We start from the raw sequence: 15,552 nt of genomic DNA on the forward strand, positions 1-15,552 counted from the left end.
CCTGACAGTGGCCGGCCGGAAACCCAGCGGGGCAGCGGGGCGCAGGGATTTTGCCGGCGCGGCGTGCATTTGGCTTGATGCCTGGCGCTTTAGCTCATAGAATATGCGGCCTTTCGGGCCCGGTGTCCGGCCTTGATTGACCAGATTTGCTAGTACCGACCTACAGGAACAACGTTCACATGGTAACTATTCGTCTTGCTCGTGGCGGCTCCAAGAAGCGCCCCTTCTACCACCTGACCGTGACCGACAGCCGCAATGCCCGCGACGGTCGCTTCGTCGAGCGCATCGGCTTCTTCAACCCGATCGCCACTGGTGGTGAAGTGCGCCTGTCCGTGGACCAGGAGCGCGCCAATTACTGGCTGGGCCTGGGTGCCAAGCCGTCCGAGCGTGTTGCCCAGCTGCTCAAGGAAGCTGCCAAGTCCGCAGCCTGAGTCGCATGAGTACGGCGCCTGCTCCGGCCGATGAGCTGCTCGTCATCGGCAAGATCGTATCGGTGCACGGCGTGCGCGGCGAGGTGAAGGTCTATTCCTTTACCGACCCGATCGACAATCTGCTGGATTATCGCCACTGGACGCTGCGGCGCGATGGCGAGATCCGTCAGGTTGAACTGGTCAGGGGACGCCTGCAGGGCAAGGTCCTGGTGGCCAAGCTCAAGGGTCTCGACGACCGCGATGAGGCACGAGCTTTCTCCGGTTTCGAGATTTGCGTTCCGCGCGGCGAACTGCCGCAGCTGGCCGAAGGCGAGTACTACTGGTACCAGCTCGAAGGTCTCAAGGTCATCGACCAGGCCGGGCAACTGCTCGGTCGGATCGATCATCTGCTGGAGACCGGTTCGAACGATGTGATGGTGGTCAAGCCCTGCGAGGGCAGCCTGGACGACCGCGAACGCTGGTTGCCCTATACGGAGCACTGCGTACTGAGCGTCGACCTGGCGGCCGGGGAGATGCGGGTGGATTGGGATGCCGATTTCTGAGCACGGGGCTGGCGTGACTGGCCTGCGCGTGGAAGTCATCACCCTGTTCCCTGAGATGTTTGCCGCCATCACCGATTACGGCATTACCAGCCGTGCGGTGAAGCAGGGGCTGTTGCGGCTCACCTGCTGGAACCCGCGCAGCTACACCACGGACCGCCACCAGACGGTGGACGACCGGCCGTTCGGCGGTGGTCCGGGAATGGTGATGAAGATCAAGCCGCTCGAGGATGCCCTGCTGGATGCCAAGCAGGCCCTCGGCAGGCCGGCGAAGGTGATCTACCTGTCGCCGCAGGGCCGCAAGCTGACGCAGGCGGCGGTCCGCGAGCTGGCGCAGGAAGAGGCCCTGATCCTCATCGCCGGGCGTTACGAAGGGATCGACGAGCGCTTCATCGAGGCGCATGTCGACGAGGAGTGGTCGATCGGCGACTACGTGCTGTCCGGCGGCGAACTGCCTGCCATGGTGCTGATCGACGCGATGACCCGCTTGCTGCCCGGTGCATTGGGCCATGCGAATTCTGCCGAGGAGGACTCGTTTACCGACGGCCTGCTCGACTGCCCGCACTACACCCGACCCGAGGTGTATGCGGGACGCCGTGTTCCTGAGGTGCTGCTTGGCGGCAATCATGAACACATCCGGCGCTGGCGTTTGCAGCAGTCCTTGGGAAGGACCTACGAACGGCGCGCTGATCTTCTGGATTGCCGCTCGCTTTCTGGAGAAGAAAAAGAGCTGTTGGCGGAGTATCTCCGTCAGCGGGACGATAGTTAACGTATCGATGGCTGACCACCAGCGGTCAGTCTTAGGAGCGCAGAGATGACCAACAAGATCATTCAGCAACTCGAAGCTGAACAGATGAACAAAGAGATCCCGGCTTTCGCCCCCGGCGACACCGTGGTCGTGCAAGTGAAGGTGAAGGAAGGCGACCGTTCGCGTCTGCAGGCCTTCGAAGGTGTGGTCATCGGTAAGCGCAACCGCGGTCTGAACAGCGCCTTTACCGTGCGCAAGATCTCCAACGGCGTGGGCGTGGAGCGTACCTTCCAGACCTACTCGCCGCTGATCGACAGCATCACCGTCAAGCGTCGCGGCGACGTGCGCAAGTCCAAGCTGTACTACCTGCGCGAACTGTCCGGCAAGGCCGCCCGCATCAAGGAAAAGCTGGTCTGATCGACCCTTTCCTCACGCAGGACGAAAGAAAAGAGCAGCCCTCGGGCTGCTTTTTTCATGCCCGCGGAAAACTGGTGGCGGGCGGGGGATGGCAGGCGGCGGGCTCAGTGGTGCAGGCTGATCTTCAGGCTGGCCTGGGACAGGTCGATGTCCTGCAGGTGCAGACTGCCCAGGCTCTGACCTGCCGGGGCATGGGCAACGTGGATGTTGTCGAAGCGTAGCTCGCCGATGGAGCTGGGCAGGCGCAGGTTCAGGGTGCCGTCGGGGTTGAGCTGGACATCGGCGTGCTGGATGTCGTAGCGCACGTCCTGCAGCGAGGTTTCCGCCTCCAGGCTCTCCAGCACCGGCATCACCAGCTTGGCCAGTTGCAGCACTGGGGGCGGGCCGTCGCCGCTTTCCGCTTGGAGGAACAGGCCCTGCAGCACGTCGTCCAGGCCTTGGGCGCTGACCCGGCGCATCTCCCGCTCGTCGAGCGGTGCCATGGCCTCGACCGAGCGACTGCCAGGCTGCAGGCGCTGCAGGTCGGCGCTGGCCATCTGGAAGGGGCTGAGCAGAGCGGCGATCAGGGTGGCGGCCAGGCGCAGGTTCTTCTGCTTCTTCAGCGCCCTGGCGAGCTGGCGTTCGCTGAGGACCCCCTGGGCGACGAGGATCTCGCCGAGTCGTTTGCCGCTGCCGGCCTGGGCGCGGATCGCGGCGTCCAGTTGGTCGCGGTTGATCAGGCCCTTGCCGATCAGGATTTGGCCGAGGCGGGAATTCTGTTGGTGCGGCATGCTGGGGACTCGATGCAGTTTGTGGCAATGTGCAATCATGATGCGGCGTGTGCGGCCGTCAAGTCACCCGACGAAAGATAGGGTAGGCCGGGTTGGCGACTCGTGGGGTATCCCGCCGACGGACCGGTCGGCGAACGCCCCTGGTTGCCGAGTCTCTGGCCGTATCGGACCGTGCCATGAAAGACTAGGCGGGTTCGCTTGCTGCCATAGTGATGCCATGCCCGCGATGGACCATCCCCTGATCGACCGCTTCCTCGATGCCCTGTGGCTGGAGAAGGGCCTCTCCGAGCACACCCGCTCCGCCTACCGCAGCGACCTGACGCATTTCAACGGCTGGCTGCAGGCGCGAGGTCTGGAGCTGGCCGAGGTGGGCCGCGAGGCGATCCTCGACCATCTCGCCTGGCGCCTCGACGAGGGGTATGTGGCGCGCTCCACCGCGCGCTTCCTCTCCGGCCTGCGCGGTTTCTACCGCTACCTGCTGGCCGAGGGGCTGATCGCCGAGGACCCGACCCTGCAGGTGGAGCTGCCGCGCATCGGTCGGCCGCTGCCCAAATCTCTGTCCGAGGCGGACGTCGAGGCGCTACTCGCCGCGCCGGATGTGGACGACCCCATCGGCCTGCGCGACCGAGCCATGCTCGAGGTGCTCTACGCCTGCGGACTGCGGGTCAGCGAGCTGGTCGACCTGCGCCTGGAGCAGGTCAACCTGCGCCAGGGCGTGCTCATGGTCTTCGGCAAGGGCCGCAAGGAACGCCTGGTGCCGCTCGGTGAGGAGGCCATCGCCTGGCTGGAGCGCTACCTGCTGGAGGCTCGCTCGCTGCTGCTTGGCGGCAGGCCCAGCGACGTGCTGTTTCCCAGCCTGCGCGGCGAGCGGATGACCCGGCAGACCTTCTGGCACCGCATCAAGCACCAGGCGCGGGTGGCCGGAATCGCCAAGCCGCTGTCGCCGCACACTCTGCGCCACGCCTTTGCCACCCACCTGCTGAACCACGGCGCCGACCTGCGCACCGTGCAGATGCTGCTCGGCCACCAGGACCTGTCCACTACCCAGATCTATACCCATATCGCCAAGGCTCGCCTGCAGGATCTGCACGCCCGTCATCACCCGCGCGGCTGAAGTGGGACTTGCCGGTTTGCGGGTGACTGGCTGCCATCGGCCACGGCGGCCTCCTGTGGTAGGCTTGCAGCATTCATGACGCCGCCCGCCGCTCGATAGGAGTATCCATGCGCGTGACCCGAATCCTCGCTGCTGCCGCCCTCGGCCTGGCCGGCAGCGCCGTCCTCGCCGCCGACCCCGACCAGGCGATCCGCAGCACCCTCAAGGCCCTGCAACCCGACCTGCCCATCGAGGCCATCGCCGAGAGCCCGCTGACCGGCATCTACCAGGTGCAGCTCAAGGGCGGCCGTCAGCTGTACGCCAGCGCCGACGGCCAGTTCCTGCTGCAGGGCTACCTCTACCAGGTCAAGGATGGCCAGGCCATCAACCTGACCGAGCAGGCGGAAAGCCAGGGGATCGCCAGGGAGATCGAGGCCATCCCGGCCAGCGAGATGGTGGTCTTCGCACCGAAGAATCCCAAGGCGCACATCACCGTGTTCACCGACACCGATTGCGGCTACTGCCAGAAGCTGCACAGCGAGGTGCCGGAGCTCAACCGTCGCGGCATCGAGGTGCGTTACGTGGCCTTCCCGCGTCAGGGCATCGGCAGCCACGGCTACAACACCCTGGTCAGCGTGTGGTGCGCCAAGGACCGCCAGGCGGCGATGAACCGCGCCAAGGCCCGCGAGGAGGTTCCGCCAGCTACTTGCGACAACCCGGTGAGCAAGCAGTACGAGCTGGGGCAGATGATCGGCGTGCAGGGCACCCCGGCCATCGTCCTGGCGAACGGCCAGATGATCCCCGGCTACCAGCCGGCCCCGCAGCTTGCCAAGCTGGCCCTGGAGGCCAAGTAAGCCGCGGTCTGGGCCTGATTGACTAATCATGGGCCGCTTCGTAAGGTGCGGCTCCTTCGGATTTACGGCCGGGCGCGCCAAGCCCGGCCGTTTTACGCAGTGCAGATGGGAGTCGAGTGTGAGAGCGGTGAGAGTTGGCATCTGTGGGCTGGGGACCGTCGGTGGCGGTACCTTCAACGTGCTCAAGCGCAACGCCGAGGAGATCGAGCGGCGCGCCGGGCGTGGCATCGAAGTGGCGCAGATTGCCCTGCGCTCGCGCAACCCGCAGTGCGAAATCGGCGACACCCCGATTACCAACGATGTCTTCGAGGTGGCCAATAACCCGGACGTCGACGTGGTCATCGAGCTGATCGGCGGCTACACCGTGGCTCGCGACCTGGTGCTCAAGGCCATCGACAACGGCAAGCATGTGGTCACCGCCAACAAGGCGCTGATTGCCGTGCACGGCAACGAGATCTTCGCCCGTGCCCGCGAGAAGGGCGTGATCGTCGCCTTCGAGGCCGCGGTGGCCGGCGGCATTCCGGTGATCAAGGCGATCCGTGAGGGGCTGGCCGGCAACCGCATCAACTGGCTGGTGGGTATCATCAACGGCACCGGCAACTTCATCCTCAGCGAGATGCGCGAGAAGGGCCGCGCCTTCGACGACGTGCTCAAGGAAGCCCAGGCCTTGGGCTACGCCGAGGCCGACCCGACCTTCGACGTGGAAGGCATCGACGCTGCGCACAAGCTGACCATCCTCGCCTCCATCGCCTTCGGTATCCCGCTGCAGTTCGACAAGGCATACACCGAGGGCATCACCCAGCTGACCACCGCCGACGTGGGCTACGCCGAGGCGCTGGGCTACCGCATCAAGCACCTCGGCGTGGCGCGCCGCACCGAGGAAGGCATCGAGCTGCGCGTGCATCCGACCCTGATCCCCGCCGACTGCCTGATCGCCAACGTCAATGGGGTGATGAACGCGGTGATGGTCAACGGCGACGCCGCCGGCTCGACCCTCTACTACGGCGCCGGCGCCGGCATGGAGCCCACCGCCTCCTCGGTGGTGGCCGATTTGGTAGACGTGGTTCGCGCGCTGACCACCGACCCGGAGAACCGCGTGCCGCATCTGGCCTTCCAGCCGGAGGCGCTGTCCGATCATCCGATCCTGCCCATCGAGGCTTGCGAGAGCGCCTACTACCTGCGCATCCACGCCAAGGACCATCCTGGCGTGCTGGCCCAGGTGGCGAGCATCCTCTCCGCGCGTGGCATCAACATCGAGTCGATCATGCAGAAGGAAGCGGAGGAACAGGACGGCCTGGTGCCGATGATCCTGGTCACCCACCGCGTGCGCGAGGCCCAGATCAACGAGGCCATCGCCGCCCTGGAGGCGCTGGAGGGCGTCACCGGCAAGGTCGTACGGATTCGTGTGGAACAGCTCAATTAACCCAGGCGCGGCTAGCCCGAGGGCTCGTCGCGCACAGCTAAGGTTTGACTTATGCGCTACATCAGTACCCGCGGCCAGGCGCCGGCCCTGAACTTCGAGGATGTCCTGCTGGCCGGCCTGGCCAGCGACGGCGGTCTTTACGTGCCGGAAAACCTGCCGCGCTTCACCGTTGAGGAGATCGCCTCCTGGGCCGGCCTGCCGTACCATGAGCTGGCCTTCCGGGTGATGCGTCCGTTCGTTGCCGGCAGCATCAGCGATGCCGACTTCAAGAAGATCCTCGAGGACACCTACGGGGTGTTCGCCCACCGCGCGGTGGCGCCGCTGCGCCAGCTGAACGGCAACGAGTGGGTGCTGGAGCTGTTCCACGGCCCGACCCTGGCCTTCAAGGACTTCGCCCTACAGCTGCTCGGCCGCCTGCTCGACCATGTGCTGTCCAAGCGCGGCGAGCGCGTGGTGATCATGGGCGCCACTTCCGGCGACACCGGCTCGGCGGCCATCGAGGGCTGCAAGGCCTGCGAGAACGTCGACATTTTCATCATGCACCCGCACAACCGGGTGTCCGAGGTGCAGCGCCGGCAGATGACCACCATCAAGGGCGACAACATCCACAACATCGCCATCGAGGGCAACTTCGACGACTGCCAGGAGATGGTCAAGGCCAGCTTCGCCGACCAGTCCTTCCTCAAGGGCACCCGGCTGGTGGCGGTCAACTCGATCAACTGGGCGCGGATCATGGCCCAGATCGTCTACTACTTCCACGCCGCCATCCAGCTCGGTGCGCCGGCCCGCTCGGTGGCCTTCTCGGTGCCCACCGGCAACTTCGGCGACATCTTCGCCGGCTACCTGGCGCGCAACATGGGCCTGCCGGTCAGCCAGCTGGTGGTCGCCACCAACCGCAACGACATCCTGCACCGCTTCATGAGCGGCAACCGCTACGAGAAGGACACCCTGCACCCGTCGCTGTCGCCGTCCATGGACATCATGGTGTCGTCCAACTTCGAGCGCCTGCTGTTCGACCTGCACGGCCGCAACGGCAAGGCCGTGGCCGAGCTGATGGATGGCTTCAAGGCCACCGGCAGGCTGTCCGTGGAGGATGACCGCTGGACCGAGGCACGCCGCCTGTTCGATTCCCTGGCGGTGAGCGACGAGGAAACCTGCGCGACCATCGCCGAGGTCTACAAGGAGTGCGGCGAGCTGCTCGACCCGCACACCGCCATCGGCGTGCGCGCCGCCCGCGAGACTCGTCGCAGCCTGGCCACCCCGATGGTGATCCTGGGCACCGCGCACCCGGTCAAGTTCCCCGAGGCGGTGGAGAAGGCCGGCATCGGCCAGGCCCCGCAGCTGCCGCCGCACCTGGCCGACCTGTTCCAGCGCGAGGAGCGCTGCACCGTGCTGGCCAACGACCTGAAGGCCGTGCAGCAGTTCGTCAGCGCCCACGGCAATCGCGGCAAGCCGCTCTAAGCCCTGCGCTGCAAGCACGAAGGCCGGCCTCTGCCGGCCTTCTGCGTTTCCGGGCTCGGGCTTCGCCAGGCGTTGGGGCGACGGTCTCCGGCCTGGGCGAGCAGCCGGCGGCGGGTGATCTCGAGCAGTGGGTCGGACGGCTCCGGATTGCTGACGCTGCACGACAGTAGCAGGGCGCCGGGCATCGCGGAGAGCACTCCAGGCTCTGCGTGGCAGCCTCCTCGCCGCCACCCAGGGCGGCCTCGATCAGTGCCAGCCGGCTCCTGACCACGCGTCGCTGGTCGGGCTGGGTAGTTCGCACGGCCTTTCACCCGCCGCTGCGCGCGTGGCGTCCGCCCCCTGCGGCCGTTTGCCGCGGCGGGGAGGGTGTCCTTCGTCACCCGTTCTCCTTCACAGTAGGGCCATTCCCGTCAGCGGATGACGGAGAAGAAGAGCGCACCGTCTGCAATGTCTGTAATCGAGGAGTTCCAGCGTGAAGATCAAGTGGGCCGAATCCCTGCGTGAAAGCGTGCACGACCTGGCGGAATCGTTGGGCAACCTGCTCGTCGAGAGTTTCCACTACCTCGCCCTGTTTGCCATCGGCGCCACTACCGCCTGGGCCTCGGTGATGACCTTCCTGGACATGGTGAAGGCGGGCCACGTCAGCGTGGACGACATTCTCCTGCTGTTCATCTACCTCGAACTGGGGGCCATGGTCGGCATCTACTTCAAGACCAACCACATGCCGGTGCGTTTCCTGATCTATGTGGCGATTACCGCGTTGACCCGCCTGCTGATCTCCGACGTGTCGCACCACAACGGCCCGGGCATGGGGGTGATCTACGTATCGGCGGCGATCCTGCTGCTGGCCCTGTCGATCCTGGTGGTGCGCTTCGCTTCCGCCCGGTTCCCTGCGGTGAGCAGCGATGCGCCGCGCCGCCGCATTTCTGCCGCTCGGTCGGGCGAGGCGGATCCCGGCGAAAGCTGAACTGGCCCTGCGTCACGCGCGCCGAGCCCGGCGCATCCTCGGCTGCGATCGATGGCGAAGGCGCAGGCTGTGGGGCCGTCGCCACATGCTGGCTGTCGAACAGAGGCAGCACCCGCCATCCAGGCTCTCGATGCCGAAGTTCCCCCGGCACTCGGGCTGAAAGGCTGCGCTCGACGGCTGGAGCGGATTCTCCATGGCACGTTACCCGCTCTCGTGAAGAGAGAGCGGCGGGGCTGGCTTGCCGGCCATGCACGACCTTCGTTCGCCACGCCGGAAGTCCCTGGCACCGGGGCTGATTCGAATCTGTTCGTAAATCTTGTGTTTACAAATTTGAATTATTCGTAAATGATCTTGCGAATTTTTCTCGTATCCGCCGACTGGTGGAGGCGGGAACATCGAGCGGATCATGATGGCGGCCCCGGGCTTTTCCGGCGCCGCCCAGCGAAACGGCTTTCACTGGGGAAACGACCGTGACCGGCAAGAGCAGAGCCTCCAGTCCCTGGAGCATCACCTCGCGCGTGCTGGCGGCGCTGGTCGGCGGCTATGCGCTGGCCTACGGCTTCACCGCCTTCTTCACCGTCTACCTGCCGCTGGCCCGCCCCGACCGGGTGGTGTTCGCCGGCCTGCTCAGCTTCGTCGTGTGGACCGCGGCGGTGATCTACGTGTTCGCCGCGCGCAGCGCTATCCGGGCCTGGCTGGTGCTTGGCGTGCTGACCCTGGCCCTGGGCCTGGCGGCCTTCCTGCCGAGCGAACTAGGGGGCCGCCCATGAGCCTGCGACAGAGCATGGCCGGCCTGCACACCTGGGGCGGGCTGCTGCCCAGCTGGCTGCTCTACGTGATCATCTTCGCCGGCAGCCTGGCCTGTTTCGACAAGGAACTGGAGCGCTGGATGCGCCCGGCGCTGCACGTACCGGTGGCCAGCAGCATGACTGCCGACGAGGTACGCGACTGGCTGAGGCGCAACGTCAGCGACGAGCTGCATGCCTTCTGGACCCACGCGCCCACCGAGCGCGAGCCCTACTGGCGGCTCGGCTGGGAGGTGGACGGCAGCATGGAGATCCACGACGTGGCCTTCGACCCGGCCGGTCGCGAGCCGATGCCGGGCAGCGTCGGTGGGAGGTTCTTCTTCGACCTGCACTACAACCTGCACGCCGGCATGCCGGGGGTGTACATCGTCGGTCTGGCCGGCATGTTCATGCTGGTGGCGCTGGTTTCCGGGGTAATCATCCACCGGCGGATCTTCAAGGACTTCTTCACCCTGCGCCCGCAGACCAACGGCCAGCGCGCCTGGCTGGACGCCCACAACCTGTTCGGCGTGCTCGGCCTGCCGTTCCATCTGGTCCTCGCCTACACCGGGGTGGCGATCTTCGTCGCCACCTATATGCCGGCCGGTATCCAGGTGGCCTACGGCAGCGACATCGAGAAGTTCTTTGGCGAGGTGATGGGCGCCTACATCCGCGAGGGCATCCACCAACCGTCGTCCCAGCAGGTGTCGCTGGACGGGCTGATCGAGCGTTCCCGCCAGCGCTGGGACGGCGCCGAGGTGGGCTGGGTGAGCGTGCACCATCCGGGCGACGTCGCCGCGGTGGTGGACGTGCGCCAACGCGACGAGTCGCGGATCGCCCCGCCGCAGGCCACCCTGAGCTACGACGAGGCCAGCGGCGAGTTGCTCGGCGAGCAGCAGGTGTCCGCCGGTTATCAGACCTACAGCTGGCTGACCGGCCTGCACATGGCGCAGTTCGGCGGCACCCTGGTGCGCGTCCTGTACTTCCTGCTCGGTCTGGCCGGCTGCGCCATGCTGGTCGGCGGCCTCAAGGTCTGGCTGGCCAAGCGAGAAGAGCGTAGTGGACGCGCTCTGGCCCTGGTCCGTGCGCTCAATGGCGCGGTGCTCGGCGGCCTGCCACTGGCCAGCCTGGCTCTGCTATGGGGCAACCGCCTGCTGCCGGCCTCTCTTCCGGAGCGGGCCGAGGCGGAGGGCTGGGTGTTCGTCGCCAGCTGGCTCGTGCTGGCCATCTGGGCGGTACTGCGCCGCCACCAGCCGCGCGCCCTGTACCGCGAACAACTGGCCTTGGGCGCGCTGTTGGCTCTGGGCCTGCCGCTGCTCAACTGGCTGACCACCCGCGATGGCCACCTGTTGGCCAGCCTGGCGCGCGGCGACTGGGCGCTGGCCGGTATCGACCTGACGCTGCTGCTGGCCGGCCTGCTCTGCGCGCTGTTCGCCTGGCGAACGGCCCAGCCCATGACGCAGGCTGCCCGCCAGCCGCGCGGTCGCCGGCAACTGGTGGAGGAGGGCGTCTGATGGGCTGGCTGAGTTTCGCCTTCGCCTACCTGGCCATGCTGACCTTCTGCCTGGCCATGGCGCGCCACCACAAGGCACTGTTCGGCCGTGCGCCGACGGCTGGGCACAGCCGCTGGCTGCGGGTGACCGGTGCCGCCGCCCTGGCGGTCGCCCTGGTGCTCGGCATCGCTACGCCGGGCATCGAGATTGGCGTGGTGGTCTGGCTCTGCCAGCTGATGATTGCCGGTCTGCTGCTGGTGCTGCTGCTGGCCTGGCGGCAGCGCTGGGCTCTGCCCCTGGCGCTGCTGCTGCCGGTCGGGGCACTGCTGCAGCTGCTGGTCTGAAGGACGGGCCTGCCCTCGGATGGGGCAGGCAGCCCGGAGCTGCGTCATCCTGGTCCGTGACGGGGCTGCGCCGGCCGGCCGGAAAGGCCCGGCGCAGGGGGCTTTCAGCCACTCGTCGCAGGAGAGACCGGGTTGGCCCCGCGTTTGCTCTGGGCTAGGTGTGTCACCCCAGTTCCAGGTATGCCGCCATGCTCAATCCCTTCAAATTCGTCAGCGACTCCTTCAAGGACCAGTTCCAGGTCCGCTTCACCATCGGCAGCCCGGACGGTAGCACGACCCTCTCGCTTCTGGACGAGCACGGCACCGTGGCCCAGCGCCTGCTCAGCGTCGAGCAACTGAGCGACCCTGCCAAGCTGGAGCAGACCATCCAGAGCATCCGCTTCGGCCTGGCCATCGACCGCGGCCAGGGGCTGTCCTGCCTGGAGGAGATGAGCTCGCGGCGCTGGGACGGGCCGGTCGGCTGAGCGGCGTAGGCTTCCAGTGTGGCGCCGGTCATGGCAGGACTGATATGGAACTGCCATCCTTGGTGGACTGTCTAGGGAAAACACCACCCCAGGAGAGAGTCCTCATGACCATGCGCATTTCCATGCGTCAACTCGCTGCCGGACTGGCGGCCCTCCAGCTCGTCACCTTCGCTCAGATCCCCGTGGCGCAGGCGGCGATGATCGACACCCCGCAGGTGCTCCAGGAGCATCGGCAGGAGGTCGACCGCCAGCAGCTGCGCGCCATGCTCGACGACCGCGAGGTGCAGCGGAAGCTCGAGTCCCTAGGCGTCGACCGCGCCCAGGTGGAGGCCCGCATCGACAGCCTGACCCCCGCCGAGCTGGCCCACTTCAACCAGCAGCTCCAGGAGGAGCCGGTGGGCGGCAGTGTGGTCGGCATCATCGTGCTGTTCCTGGTGATCTTCATCATCACCGACATGCTCTGCGCCACTGACATCTTCACCTTCGTCAAGTGCGTGCGCTGAGCTGCCTGCGCGTCCTCGTCCTGGGGACGCTGGCCGTGCTCGCCGGCTGTGCCGGCAAGCTGCAGCTGCCGGCCGGCAGCGAGCGCCTGCCCGTGGCGGTGGAGCTGCGTGACACCCCCTTCTTCCCCCAGAAGGACTACCAGTGCGGTCCCGCCGCGCTGGCCACCATGCTGGTCCAGCGCGGCGTGGACACCTCGCCTGAGGCGCTGGTGCCGAGGGTCTATCTGCCGGCGCGGCAGGGCAGCCTGAAGCTCGAGCTGGTCGCCGCGGCTCGCCAGCACGGGCTGCTGGTCTATCCGCTACGGCCCGGTCTGGATGCGCTGCTCGCCCAAGTGGCGGCCGGCCATCCGGTGCTGGTGATGCAGAATCTCGGCTTCGACTGGTGGCCGCAATGGCACTTCGCGGTGGTGGTGGGCTACGACCGTGCCCGTGAGGAGCTGGTGCTGCGCTCGGCCACCACGAAACGCTGGATCACCGGTTTCACCGCCTTCGACAACACCTGGCGGCGCGCCGGGCGCTGGGCGGTGCTGACCCTGCCGCCGGAGCGCCTGCCCGCGGAGGCGCAGCTGCAGCCCTGGCTGCAGGCGGCCAGCGACCTGGAGGAAACCGGCCAGCGCGAGGCTGCCGAGCGGGCCTACCGGACCGCCGCCATGCACTGGGCGGACGAGCCGCTGCCGCTCTTCGCCCTGGGCAACGCCCGCTACGCGGCAGGCGATCGCGCCGGCGCCGAGCAGGCCCTGCGCGCCAGCGTGCAGCGCCGCCCGGACTTCGCCATCGGCTGGTTCAACCTCTCCGAGGTGCTCAACGAGCGTGGCTGCGCCGCCCAGGCCAGCGCAGCCCGCGCCTGCGCTCGCAAGCTGGCGCCCGCGGACCGGCGCCTGGCCGCACCACTCGATCCACCCGGGCGCCGGGAAGGTGCCTGCCCGGTGCTGCCGGCCTGTCCCTGATCCGGCTTTTGCCGTCCGGCTAGGCGAAGGCCGCCCGGTACTGTCCGGGCGTGCCGCCCAGTGCCGCGCGGAAGCGGTTGCTGAAGTGGCTGGCGCTGGCGAAGCCGCAGGCCAGGGCGATTTCACCGAGGGGCAGGAGGCTGTCGCGCAGCAGCCGGCAGGCCCGCTCCAGGCGGCGCGCCAGCAGGTAGCGGTGCGGTGGCACGCCGAAGCTGATACGGAACATCCGCGCGAAATGGTAGGGCGACAGGGCCACCAGGCTGGCCAGATCGTCCAGCTCCAGCGGCTCGTCCAGGTGCTGTGCGATGTAGTCCTGCAGCAGGCGGCGCTGCTGCGGCGCCAGGCCGCCCCTGAGCAGCGGGTTCTGGCGCGGCGCGGCCTGGGTGCGCAACAGATGGTCGAGCAACTCGTGGCTCAGGCTGCTGACCAGCAGGCGCTCTCCGGGCTCTTCCCAAGGTAGGGCGATCAGCCGGCGAAAGCGCAGCGCCTGGACGGGGTCGTCGAGGAAGGTGTGCTCGCGCAGCTGCATCTCCCGCGGCTCTCGGTCGAACAGCCGCAGGGCGTCGAGGGCGAAGCGCTCGTCGCTGACGTAGAGGTGCACCAGTCGGATGTCGCCGTTGATCACCCAGGCCGATTCGTGACCGGCCGGCAATACGCAGAGTTTGTCCGGCGCGCCTTTCTCGGCGGGACGTTCGCGGCGGAAGGTGCCGGTGCCGCCGTCCAGGTAGCAGGTCAGGGTGTGGTGCCCGGGGCTGTGGTATTCGCGGGAGTCGTGGTGGTTGCGCCAGATCGCCAGGGCCAGGCCGTCGTTCAGCTCTGCGCAGCGTTCGAGGCGCGCGTGCGGGGAGCTGGCGAGGGACTGGAACACCTGGTGTTGGAGCAGCTGGGGCATGACCGGGCAACCTGCCTGAGGGAGTGCGTCCATGCTACTCCGCGGCGGTGCGGATGCCAGCCGGTGCCGGCGAAAGTGCGCAAGTTTGTGCAAGCCGGGGCGCAGCGGAGGCGGGAGACTGGCACGAGTCACCGCGGAGCCTGCCATGAATCTGTCGCTCTATCTGCTCACCGTGCTGATCTGGGGCACCACCTGGATCGCCATCAAGCTGCAGCTGGAGGTGGTCGCCATTCCCGCCTCCATCGCCTACCGCTTCGCTCTGGCGGCCGTGGTGCTGTTCGCCATGCTGCTCGCCAGCCGACGCCTGCAGCGACTGGATGCCCGCGGCCAGGCGCTGTGCATGGTGCAGGGTCTGTGCCTGTTCTGCCTGAACTTCCTGTGCTTCTACAGTGCCAGCCGGTGGATCCCCAGCGGGCTGATCGCCGTGGTGTTCTCCACTGCCACTCTGTGGAACGCGTTGAATGCTCGGCTGTTCTTCCAGCAGCGGATCGCCGCCAACGTTCTGGCCGGCGGCGCCCTGGGGCTGGCCGGCCTGGCCCTGCTGTTCTGGCCGGAACTGGCCGGACACACGGCGACTCGGGAAACCTGGCAGGGCCTTGGCCTGGCGCTGCTCGGCACCCTGTGCTTCTCGGCCGGCAACATGGTTTCCAGCCTGCAGCAGAAGGACGGCATCCGCCCGCTGACCAGCAACGCCTGGGGGATGTTCTACGGTGCTCTGATGCTGGCCGCTTACTGCCTGCTCAGCGGCACGCCCTTCGGCTTCCAGTGGAGCTTCGCCTACGTCGGCTCGCTGCTCTACTTGGCGATTCCCGGCTCGGTGATCGGCTTCACCGCCTACCTTACCCTGGTCGGCCGCCTCGGCCCGGAGCGGGCCGCCTACTGCACGGTGCTGTTCCCGGTGGTGGCGCTGAACGTCTCGGCGTTCTTCGAGGGCTACCAGTGGACCCTGCCGGCGCTGCTCGGCCTGGTCCTGGTGATGCTCGGCAACCTGCTGGTGTTCCGCCGGGCGCGGCGAACCGGGGCGCCGACGGTGCCCGCCGCCGAATCGTAAATTTCTGCCTGGGGCGAGGACATCTCACGCTTTCATTGATCTGGGTCAATGAAAGCGGCAATCGAGGCAATACAGAGTGCCATCATTTCGGCATCAGTTTATCGATTCCATGGATCGCCTCGGTCATCCCGCCCGGGTCCTCGATCGTCATGACGACCCGAACAGCCGTCCGGAGCCTGCCCCTATCGGGCCGCTGGCGTTCAGGCAGAGCGTGGCGACCGACAAGGAGCCGGCCAGCCAGGGGGCCCGGATGGAGCGGTCGACGCCACTCCCACCTGCAGGTGCGGGCCATTCTTGCTGCGCAGGACACAGAGGCCTGAACGAAGCGCCGTGATGTACGCCCCTAGGGAGCGTGGCCCCGGCGCTTTTT

18 protein-coding genes are annotated in these 15,552 nt (G+C 67.2%); 16 read left to right on the plus strand and 2 right to left on the minus strand.

All coding sequences use genetic code 11. The features are described 5' to 3' along the window. Positions 1–179: 179 nt before the first annotated feature. Genes rpsP through rplS form a run of 4 tightly spaced genes read left to right on the plus strand, consistent with a single transcriptional unit; the run spans position 180 to position 2,135 of the window. Complete coding sequence (gene rpsP / locus H165_RS0102725) at positions 180–431, plus strand: 30S ribosomal protein S16 (RefSeq protein ID WP_017937372.1); 252 nt, start codon at positions 180–182, stop codon at positions 429–431. A gap of 5 nt (positions 432–436) precedes the next feature. Next, positions 437–973 (plus strand): ribosome maturation factor RimM, encoded by a 537-nt coding sequence (gene rimM / locus H165_RS0102730; protein WP_017937373.1) that lies wholly within the window; start codon positions 437–439, stop codon positions 971–973. Between the two features lie 13 nt (positions 974–986). Beyond that, positions 987–1,739, plus strand: coding sequence for a tRNA (guanosine(37)-N1)-methyltransferase TrmD (gene trmD, locus H165_RS0102735; protein ID WP_017937374.1), 753 nt, complete (start codon positions 987–989; stop codon positions 1,737–1,739). A gap of 45 nt (positions 1,740–1,784) precedes the next feature. Further along, the gene (rplS, locus tag H165_RS0102740; RefSeq protein ID WP_017937375.1) at positions 1,785–2,135 is read left to right on the plus strand and encodes a 50S ribosomal protein L19; all 351 of its coding nucleotides are present in this window, start codon (positions 1,785–1,787) and stop codon (positions 2,133–2,135) included. Between the two features lie 104 nt (positions 2,136–2,239). Here rplS and H165_RS0102745 read toward each other — a convergent pair whose 3' ends face one another. Beyond that, on the minus strand, positions 2,240–2,905 hold the full coding sequence (locus tag H165_RS0102745; RefSeq protein WP_017937376.1) for a cyclic di-GMP-binding domain-containing protein, MshE-related: 666 nt from the start codon (positions 2,903–2,905) through the stop codon (positions 2,240–2,242). Positions 2,906–3,122: 217 nt separating this feature from the next. On the opposite strand from H165_RS0102745, the gene xerD reads away from it, so the two are divergent. The 11 genes from xerD (at position 3,123) to H165_RS0102800 (ending at position 13,239) form a co-directional block, all read left to right on the plus strand. Next, positions 3,123–4,019, plus strand: a complete 897-nt coding sequence (xerD, locus tag H165_RS0102750) for a site-specific tyrosine recombinase XerD (protein ID WP_017937377.1) — start codon at positions 3,123–3,125, stop codon at positions 4,017–4,019. A gap of 107 nt (positions 4,020–4,126) precedes the next feature. Then, positions 4,127–4,852 (plus strand): DsbC family protein, encoded by a 726-nt coding sequence (locus H165_RS0102755; protein WP_017937378.1) that lies wholly within the window; start codon positions 4,127–4,129, stop codon positions 4,850–4,852. 118 nt (positions 4,853–4,970) lie between these two features. Next, positions 4,971–6,275 carry a homoserine dehydrogenase gene (locus tag H165_RS0102760; protein WP_026146311.1) on the plus strand — a complete coding sequence of 435 codons (1,305 nt, stop codon included), beginning with the start codon at positions 4,971–4,973 and terminating at the stop codon, positions 6,273–6,275. A gap of 51 nt (positions 6,276–6,326) precedes the next feature. Next, the gene (gene thrC, locus H165_RS0102765; protein WP_017937380.1) at positions 6,327–7,736 is read left to right on the plus strand and encodes a threonine synthase; all 1,410 of its coding nucleotides are present in this window, start codon (positions 6,327–6,329) and stop codon (positions 7,734–7,736) included. 472 nt (positions 7,737–8,208) lie between these two features. Next, positions 8,209–8,703, plus strand: a complete 495-nt coding sequence (locus H165_RS0102770) for a phosphate-starvation-inducible protein PsiE (protein ID WP_017937381.1) — start codon at positions 8,209–8,211, stop codon at positions 8,701–8,703. Positions 8,704–9,173: 470 nt separating this feature from the next. Further along, positions 9,174–9,473, plus strand: coding sequence for a DUF3649 domain-containing protein (locus H165_RS0102775; RefSeq protein WP_017937382.1), 300 nt, complete (start codon positions 9,174–9,176; stop codon positions 9,471–9,473). Continuing rightward, positions 9,470–11,002, plus strand: coding sequence for a PepSY-associated TM helix domain-containing protein (locus tag H165_RS0102780; protein WP_026146312.1), 1,533 nt, complete (start codon positions 9,470–9,472; stop codon positions 11,000–11,002). The genes H165_RS0102775 and H165_RS0102780 overlap by 4 nt, the downstream gene beginning before the upstream one ends. Beyond that, positions 11,002–11,325, plus strand: a complete 324-nt coding sequence (locus H165_RS0102785) for a DUF3325 domain-containing protein (RefSeq protein WP_017937384.1) — start codon at positions 11,002–11,004, stop codon at positions 11,323–11,325. Before H165_RS0102780 ends, H165_RS0102785 begins: the two co-directional genes overlap by 1 nt. A 188-nt stretch (positions 11,326–11,513) precedes the next feature. Next, on the plus strand, positions 11,514–11,789 hold the full coding sequence (locus H165_RS18295) for a DUF3509 domain-containing protein (protein ID WP_017937385.1): 276 nt from the start codon (positions 11,514–11,516) through the stop codon (positions 11,787–11,789). Positions 11,790–11,893: 104 nt separating this feature from the next. Continuing rightward, complete coding sequence (locus H165_RS0102795) at positions 11,894–12,292, plus strand: PA2779 family protein (RefSeq protein ID WP_017937386.1); 399 nt, start codon at positions 11,894–11,896, stop codon at positions 12,290–12,292. 35 nt (positions 12,293–12,327) lie between these two features. Next, positions 12,328–13,239, plus strand: coding sequence for a PA2778 family cysteine peptidase (locus H165_RS0102800; protein WP_155943576.1), 912 nt, complete (start codon positions 12,328–12,330; stop codon positions 13,237–13,239). Positions 13,240–13,258: 19 nt separating this feature from the next. Here H165_RS0102800 and H165_RS0102805 read toward each other — a convergent pair whose 3' ends face one another. Continuing rightward, entirely contained in the window at positions 13,259–14,131 is an 873-nt protein-coding gene (locus H165_RS0102805) for a helix-turn-helix domain-containing protein (RefSeq protein WP_017937388.1), read from the minus strand. 145 nt (positions 14,132–14,276) lie between these two features. Here H165_RS0102805 and H165_RS0102810 point away from each other — a divergent pair, with 145 nt between their 5' ends. Next, positions 14,277–15,182, plus strand: coding sequence for a DMT family transporter (locus H165_RS0102810; protein WP_017937389.1), 906 nt, complete (start codon positions 14,277–14,279; stop codon positions 15,180–15,182). The last annotated feature ends 370 nt before the right edge of the window (positions 15,183–15,552 follow it).

It is taken from the genome of Pseudomonas thermotolerans DSM 14292 (genome assembly GCF_000364625.1).
Taxonomy (GTDB): Bacteria; Pseudomonadota; Gammaproteobacteria; order Pseudomonadales; family Pseudomonadaceae; genus Aquipseudomonas; species Aquipseudomonas thermotolerans.

Excerpts from the sequence above, each read along its gene's own strand:
- rpsP (WP_017937372.1), top strand. The coding sequence starts at position 180 with ATGGTAACTATTCGTCTTGCTCGTGGCGGCTCCAAGAAGCGCCCCTTC.
- rimM (WP_017937373.1), top strand. The coding sequence starts at position 437 with ATGAGTACGGCGCCTGCTCCGGCCGATGAGCTGCTCGTCATCGGCAAG.
- rplS (WP_017937375.1), top strand. The coding sequence starts at position 1,785 with ATGACCAACAAGATCATTCAGCAACTCGAAGCTGAACAGATGAACAAA.
- H165_RS0102745 (WP_017937376.1), bottom strand. The coding sequence starts at position 2,905 with ATGCCGCACCAACAGAATTCCCGCCTCGGCCAAATCCTGATCGGCAAG.
- xerD (WP_017937377.1), top strand. The coding sequence starts at position 3,123 with ATGCCCGCGATGGACCATCCCCTGATCGACCGCTTCCTCGATGCCCTG.
- H165_RS0102755 (WP_017937378.1), top strand. The coding sequence starts at position 4,127 with ATGCGCGTGACCCGAATCCTCGCTGCTGCCGCCCTCGGCCTGGCCGGC.
- thrC (WP_017937380.1), top strand. The coding sequence starts at position 6,327 with ATGCGCTACATCAGTACCCGCGGCCAGGCGCCGGCCCTGAACTTCGAG.
- H165_RS0102780 (WP_026146312.1), top strand. The coding sequence starts at position 9,470 with ATGAGCCTGCGACAGAGCATGGCCGGCCTGCACACCTGGGGCGGGCTG.
- H165_RS0102785 (WP_017937384.1), top strand. The coding sequence starts at position 11,002 with ATGGGCTGGCTGAGTTTCGCCTTCGCCTACCTGGCCATGCTGACCTTC.
- H165_RS18295 (WP_017937385.1), top strand. The coding sequence starts at position 11,514 with ATGCTCAATCCCTTCAAATTCGTCAGCGACTCCTTCAAGGACCAGTTC.
- H165_RS0102795 (WP_017937386.1), top strand. The coding sequence starts at position 11,894 with ATGACCATGCGCATTTCCATGCGTCAACTCGCTGCCGGACTGGCGGCC.
- H165_RS0102805 (WP_017937388.1), bottom strand. The coding sequence starts at position 14,131 with ATGCCCCAGCTGCTCCAACACCAGGTGTTCCAGTCCCTCGCCAGCTCC.
- H165_RS0102810 (WP_017937389.1), top strand. The coding sequence starts at position 14,277 with ATGAATCTGTCGCTCTATCTGCTCACCGTGCTGATCTGGGGCACCACC.